Source organism: Acidovorax sp. HMWF018, assembly GCF_003061035.1.
Lineage (GTDB): Bacteria > Pseudomonadota > Gammaproteobacteria > Burkholderiales > Burkholderiaceae_C > Acidovorax > Acidovorax delafieldii.
The window spans coordinates 9957-16494 of sequence record NZ_QAIM01000152.1; the positions used below are offsets into that span (position 1 = coordinate 9957).

Genomic DNA, 6538 nt, shown 5'->3' on the forward strand with positions numbered 1-6538 from the left:
ACCGCCCCCGCCGAGGAGGTCTATGCCGCCCCTGCCAAGGGGCCTGTGCCGCCGATGCTGCTTCGGTCCTTCTCCGGCGCCGGCCGGGAAACTGCAGTTTTTCCCGCCGCGTCATGCCGGCTGCAGGCCAACGTGCTGGTGCCCCAGCGCGTCCACCGAGTCCACCCCCAACAAGCCCATGACGCGGTCCGTCTCCTGCAGGAGGATCTCGAGCGCGCGACTTGCGCCGGCCTCCCCCGCCGCAGCCACGCCGTACAGGGGCGCCCGGCCCAGCAGCACGCCGCGCGCGCCAAGGGCGAGGGCCTTGACGATGTCGGAGCCCCGCCGAAAGCCGCTGTCGACCAGGACGGGCATGCCCCCGGCAGCGGCGGCGACCGAGGGCAGCATGTCCAGCGTGGCGGGCAAGCCGTCAAGGCTGCGCCCGCCATGGTTGGACACCACGACGGCGTCCGCCCCATGGGAGGCGGCCAGGCGCGTGTCGTCCGCGGTGAGGATGCCCTTGACCACCAAGGGGCCCGCCCACTGCGAGCGAAGCCAGGCGACATCCTCCCAGCTGTAGAACGGATTGCGCTGCGCGCGGGTATAGGCGGCCAGCGCGTACGCGTCGGAGCCCGGTGGCAGGAACTCAGCCAGGTTCTCGAAGCGCGGCATGCCGCGGGCGAACCATGTGGAAACGACCCATCGCGGATGGGTCGCCGCGTCCCAGACGATGCGCGGAGAGAAATGCAGTGCATGGGCGAATCGGTTCCGCACATCCCGCTCACGGTTGCCCGGGATCAGCGAATCGACCGTGACCATGAGCGCGCAGTAGCCGGCCGTGTGTGCGCGCGCCAGCAGCCTGGTCGCGACCTCGCGTCCGCCCCACGGATAGAGCTGGAAGAACTTGGGTCCAGCCGATGCCCTGGCCACGGCCTCGATGTCGTTGTTCGAGCCGGCGGACAGCGAGAACGCCACGCCCGCCGCTGCGGCCGCGCGCGCCAGCATGAGGTCCGCGTCCGGCACGTAGATGCCGTTGAGGCCCGTCGGCCCGATCATGAAGGGCGCCGCGAGCCGCTGCCCGAACAGCGTGATGGACAGGTCGCGCGAGCCCTTGCCCGTGACCATCCGCGGCAGGAGGTGATAGCGGTCGAAGGCGGCGCGGTTGCGCCGCAGCGTCACTTCGTCCTCCGCGCCGCCTTCCAGGTAGTCCCAGATCACCTGCGGCAGCCGCCTCTTGGCCAGCCGGCGGAGATCCTCGATGTTGACGACCGACGGAGGCTGCAGTTTGCGGTGTGAATGCATGCGCCTCGCCTACTCCGCGCGGATTCCCGCCGCCTGGATGATCGGCCGCCAGCGCGCGATCTCGCTGGTGATCAGGTCCATGAACATCTGCGGCGGCCCGGGCGTGACGTCGACGCCCTGCGATTGCAGACTCGCGCGCGTGGAAGGGTCGGCCAGGGCCTTGTTCAGCGCCGCGGTCAGCTTGGCGACGACCGTGTCGGGCGTGCCCGCCGGCGCCATGATCCCGTACCAGGCGCTGGCTTCCACGCCGGGCAGCCCGGCCTCGCCGGGGGTCGGCACGTCCGGCAGGGCCGGGGAGCGCTTCTCGCCCATGACGGCCAGCGCCTTCACGCGGCCGGCCTGGATCTGCGGCAACGCCGACACGAGCGGCTCGAAGATCACCTGGATCTGGCCGGCGATGAGGTCCGTGATGGATCCCGCGCTGCCCTTGTAGGGCACATGCGTCATCTGGATGCCCGTGCGCAGCTTGAATAGCTCGCCCGCCAGGTGATGGGCGGAACCCGTGCCGCTCGAGCCGTAGTTCACGGCGGTGGGCTGGGCCTTGGCGCGCTCGACCAGGTCGCGCAGCGACCCCGCCGGGAAGGCCTTGTTCGCAATCGCCACGAGGGGCATCATGCCGATCTGCCCCACCGGCCGGAAATCCTTCACGGGATCAAACGGGAGCTTGTCGTACATGCTCGCCGCATAGGCGTGCGCCGAGGGCGTCACGATCAGCGTGTAGCCGTCGGCCGGAGACTTCGCGACGATGCCGGCCGCGAGCGTGCCGGCGGCCCCGCCCCGGTTCTCGACGATTACGGGCTGCCCCAGCGAATCCCCCATCTGCTGGATGAGCGACCTGGCGATCACGTTCGTGGGCCCGCCGGCCGGCGCGCCCACGAACAGGCGGATCGGCTTCGCGGGGTAGGCAGCGGTCTGCGCCCAGGCGCCCGCCTGCAGTTGCGTGGTCAGGGCCGCAGCGATGAGCGACAGTATGCGCAATCTCATGAGGTATCTCCTGGATGGTTCTTCGAATCGGAGAGGGTCCCGACGCTTCCGGCCGCCGGATGCCTCCGGGGCAATCCTGCACGCCCGGTCTAGCGGACTGGTCCGCCGACCAGGGAGCCGCGAAGCGCGGTCCGCGGGCACGCGCGGGGGGCGGTGGGCTGCTGCATGACGGCGCGCCTTCAGTCAAGCACCCGCCTCTGCAGCGTGTCCCGCACGAGTGTCCGCAGCCATCGGTGTGCCGGATCCTCGTGGTGGCGCCTGTGCCATATCTGGATCACCTCCACGCTGGGCGATGCGAACGGCAGCGGCAGGGCCGCGATGCCCTCCTTGCCCTCGAACGCACCGGCGAGGTCCATGGGAATGATGGCCGTCAGCCCGGTCTGCGGGATGATGGTCAGCAGGCCGAGATAGTGCGGGATCGTGGCAACCACGTTGCGGTGGATACCCATCGCGGCCATGGCCTTCTCGATGACCTCGTGGCTTCGACCTTCCGTTCGCACCGCGACATGCAGCGCCGACTGGAAGGAAGCAAGGTCCAGCTCGCCGCGTGCGGCGAACTCCTTGTTGCCCGTGATGCACATGAACCCGCTGTTGCGCAGCAGTCTCTGCTGGAAGACGCCGCCGTTCTTGATGTCGGGGAAGTACCCGATCGCGAGATCGACGCCCCCCGATTCCAACCCCTCCTCCAGCTTCTCCACGATCGGCGACACCGTGCGCAACCGCACGCACGGCGCCTGCCTGCGCACGGCATTGATCACCATCGGCAGATAGCAGGTCTCGCCGACATCCGTCATGCAGATCGTGAACAGGCGCGACGAGGTGCGCAGGTCCAGCGCCACCTTGGAGAAGATCTGGCGGCGGGCCAGCTCGAGGGCCTGGCGGATGGGCTCCGCGACTTCCAGCGCCTTCGCCGTCGGCTGCATCTCGTTCTTGACGCGCACGAACATGGGGTCGTCGAACGCCTTGCGCATCTTCGACAGCGCGTGGCTCATCGAGGGCTGGCTCAGCTGCAGCCGCTCGCCGGCCTTGGAGACGCTGCGGGTCTCCATGAGTGCCTCGAAGACGACGAGCAGATTGAGGTCCTCGTGGGATGGTTGCATCTTGGTCTACCCTTTGGCTGGATCCATGGGAATCTCCCCGGTCTCGCGCGGCGCGCCATGAAACCCAGGCCGCCGCGAGGTGCAGGCAGGCACCTGAACCGGCCCCGGCGGCCCGCAAACGCCGCGGCGCTGCCTCAGCGCAGCAGTTCCACGTCCTTGCCCGAGCCCGCCGACTCGAGCAGCGCCAGGCACACCTCCAGCGTGGAGCGCGCCCATTCGCCGTCATGCAGCGGCGCGGTCCCGTTCACCACGGCCTCGTACAGTTCGTCGATGACCTCGAAGCGGGGCACCGCGGGCCGGCCCAGCGGCCGCCGCTCCTTCGTGAGGTCCCCGTACACGCAGACGCTGTCGGGCAACGGACGGATATCGCCGCGCTCGCAGGACACCACGACCGGCCCGAAATGCTGGTGCCACGCCGGCGGCGCGCCCGCGGACGCGGGCACGTAGCCGGGCCCGCCATAGGTGCCGGCCGCCTTCAGGCGCGCCTCCTCCTCCGGCGAACCCACGGTCGCCAGCTTGCGGCGCGCGGCGCCGTACGCCTCGGGCGACTTCTCGGCGCCCATCTCGCCGATCCAGCCGCACCATTCGTCCGAGTCGAAGTGCCCGTAGCCGTTGTAGCTGACGCTGGCGAACGCCCCGCCCTCGAACCACAGCAGGGCCGAATAGGCGCCCTGGGTCGGGCGCCTGGGGTCCCAGTCGCCTGTGATCGCGCGCACCCGGCTGACCCGCGTGCCGGCCAGCAGGCGCACGATGTCGACCTGGTGGGCGGCCTGGCTGAACACCACGCCGCCGCCCTCCTCCGTGCGCAGCTCCTCGGGACGCCGCGGCCGGTAGAGGAAGTCGGTGTAGTTGAGCGCGTGGATCATGCGCACCCGCCCGAACTCACCGCCCAGGGCGATCTCGCGCGCGCGCAGGTACGGCGTGTCGAAGCTGTGGCAGTGGCCGACGATGAGGTGCACGCCGGCGTCCCGGCAGTCCCGGATCATCGCGTTGCAGTCGCCGAGGGACAGCGCCATGGGCTTTTCCACGAGCACGTGCTTGCCGTGCCGGGCGGCGATGCGCGCCTGCTCCGCGTGGAACTGGTGCGGGCTGGCGATGTAGATCGCCTCGACGTCCGGGTTGGACGCCAGGCCCTCGATGTCCGGGTACACCGGCGCATCGAAGTCGCTCGCGAAGCGCTCGCGCGCCGGCTCGCGCGGGTCGCAGGCCGCCACCAGCCGCACGCGCGCGTCGCGCTGGAGCGTGGGCAGCATGAGCGTGAAGGCGCGGCCGAGTCCGGCGACGCCGAGTCGAAGTGGGCGGCCGGCGTTCACAGGTCGATCACCAGTTCGTCGGACTTGGCCCGGGAGACGCAGATCATGATCTGGCTGTCCATCTCCTCGGGCAGCAGCACCATGTCTCGGTGGTCGGCCTCGCCGCTCAGCAGCTTCGTGCGGCAGGTGCCGCAGGTGCCGCTCTCGCACGAGGACGCCGCGTTGCAGCCGTGCTCGTGGAGGACCGACAGGATGGACTTGCCGACGGGCACCTCGAACGCCGCGCCTGAGCTGGCCAGCTTCACCAAGAAGGGCTTGTCGTCGGGCCGCACGCCCCCGCCCTCGTTGAAGCTCTCGAAGTGCACGTTGGCCGGCGACCAGTGGCCCGTCATGTCGCGCACCGCCTCCATCAGCGCGCGCGGGCCGCAGCAGTACACGTGGGCCGTGTTGGGCTTCTCCAGCACCGGCCAGAGGTCGAAGGCGCGCGCGGGGTCCCCGTGGCTGTGGTGGATCCGCACGCGGCTCTTGAGCTCGGGGGCGCCGAGCTCCTCGCGGAAGGCCGCAGTCTCGGGAAAGCGCGTCAGGTAGATGAGCTTCCACGGTGCCGGCGGCAGTTCGCCGAACGAGCGGATCATGGACAGGATCGGGGTGATGCCGATGCCGCCCGCGACGAAGAGGTAGCCCTTGGCGTTCTCGACCAGCGGGAAGGCATTCGAAGGCAGCGACGTGGGCAGCGTATCGCCCTCATGCAGTTCCTCGTGCATGGAGAGCGAGCCGCCCTGCCCCTCCGGATCGCGCTTGACGGCGATGACGTAGCGGTGGCGCTCCGCGGGATCGTTGCACAGCGAATACTTGCGCAGCATGCCATTGGGGGCCTGGACCTTGACGTGCGATCCCGGCGTGAACGGCGGCAGCTCGCTGCCATCGGGCTGTACCAGCTCGAAGCTGCGGATGTCGCGCGCCACGTCGAGGATCCGCGCCACGCGCAACGGCATCTGCGTGTCGGAATGGGTTTGGGGTGTGGTGAGCGTCATGACGCGCGACTACTCGGCCTTCAGCTGCGCCCGCGCGGCGGCGTCGGTCACCTGGGCCTTCTCTGCACGCAGCGCCCGCGCGAGCTGTTCGGGCGTTCCGCCCGCCGGGTCGACGCCCGCAGTGCGCAGCTGCTCGATGACCTCGGGGACCTTCACGATCCTGTTGATCTCGGCATTGACCTTGGAGATGACCTCGCTCGGCGTACCGGTCTTCGCCAACACCGCGACCGTGAATGCGAAATCGAAGCCGGGGATCTTTTCCGCCAGGGTAGGCATCTGCGGTGCCAGCGGGGAACGCGTCGTCGAATTGGTGGCCAGAAGGCGCGCCTGGCCCGACTTGACGAAGCCCATGAGCGACGGCGGCGAAGCGAACACCATGTCCACCTGTCCGCCGATCATCGCGGGGACCGAGACGGCGCTGCCCCTGAACGGAATGTGCGTCATCGAGATGCCCAGGCTTGCATTCATCGCCTCCATCGTCAGGTGGTGGATGCTGCCGTTGCCGGCGGAGCCGTAGTTGAGGCCCCCTGGCTTCGCCTTGGCCAGCGCGACGAGTTCGTCCAGCGTGTTCGCCTTGACGTTCGCGTTGACGGCGAGGAACAGCGGGGCCTTGCCGACGAGGGCGATCGGCACGAAGTCGTTGGCCGCGTCGTAGGTGATCTTCTTGTTGATCAACGGCGTGATCGACAGCATCGGCCCATCGGTCACCAGCAGCGTGTAGCCGTCAGCCGGGGACTGCAGGATCGCGGAGGCGGCGACCGAGCCACCCGCACCGGGCCGGTTGTCGACGTAGACCGCCTGCCCCAGCGTATCGCCCAGCGACTTGGCGATGATGCGCGCCACCGTGTCGGGAAGGCCGCCGGCGGCATAGGGAACGACGAGCTTG

General features: G+C 69.5%; 6 protein-coding genes. All 6 read right to left on the bottom strand.

Translation table 11 applies throughout. The annotated features are described in order from the left end of the window. Positions 1-111: 111 nt before the first annotated feature. Entirely contained in the window at positions 112-1281 is a 1170-nt protein-coding gene (locus tag DBR23_RS05830) for an alpha-hydroxy acid oxidase (RefSeq protein ID WP_059400358.1), read from the bottom strand. Between the two features lie 9 nt (positions 1282-1290). Next, positions 1291-2265, bottom strand: coding sequence for a tripartite tricarboxylate transporter substrate binding protein (locus tag DBR23_RS05835; protein WP_233250300.1), 975 nt, complete (start codon positions 2263-2265; stop codon positions 1291-1293). Between the two features lie 179 nt (positions 2266-2444). Then, positions 2445-3365, bottom strand: a complete 921-nt coding sequence (locus tag DBR23_RS05840; protein WP_108497599.1) for a LysR family transcriptional regulator — start codon at positions 3363-3365, stop codon at positions 2445-2447. 134 nt (positions 3366-3499) lie between these two features. Then, positions 3500-4678, bottom strand: a complete 1179-nt coding sequence (locus DBR23_RS05845) for a Gfo/Idh/MocA family protein (protein WP_026062141.1) — start codon at positions 4676-4678, stop codon at positions 3500-3502. Next, positions 4675-5652 (bottom strand): PDR/VanB family oxidoreductase, encoded by a 978-nt coding sequence (locus tag DBR23_RS05850; protein WP_017404442.1) that lies wholly within the window; start codon positions 5650-5652, stop codon positions 4675-4677. The genes DBR23_RS05845 and DBR23_RS05850 overlap by 4 nt, the downstream gene beginning before the upstream one ends. 9 nt (positions 5653-5661) lie before the next feature. Next, a partial coding sequence (locus tag DBR23_RS05855) for a tripartite tricarboxylate transporter substrate binding protein (RefSeq protein ID WP_108497600.1) occupies positions 5662-6538 on the bottom strand: 877 nt, incomplete at its 5' end.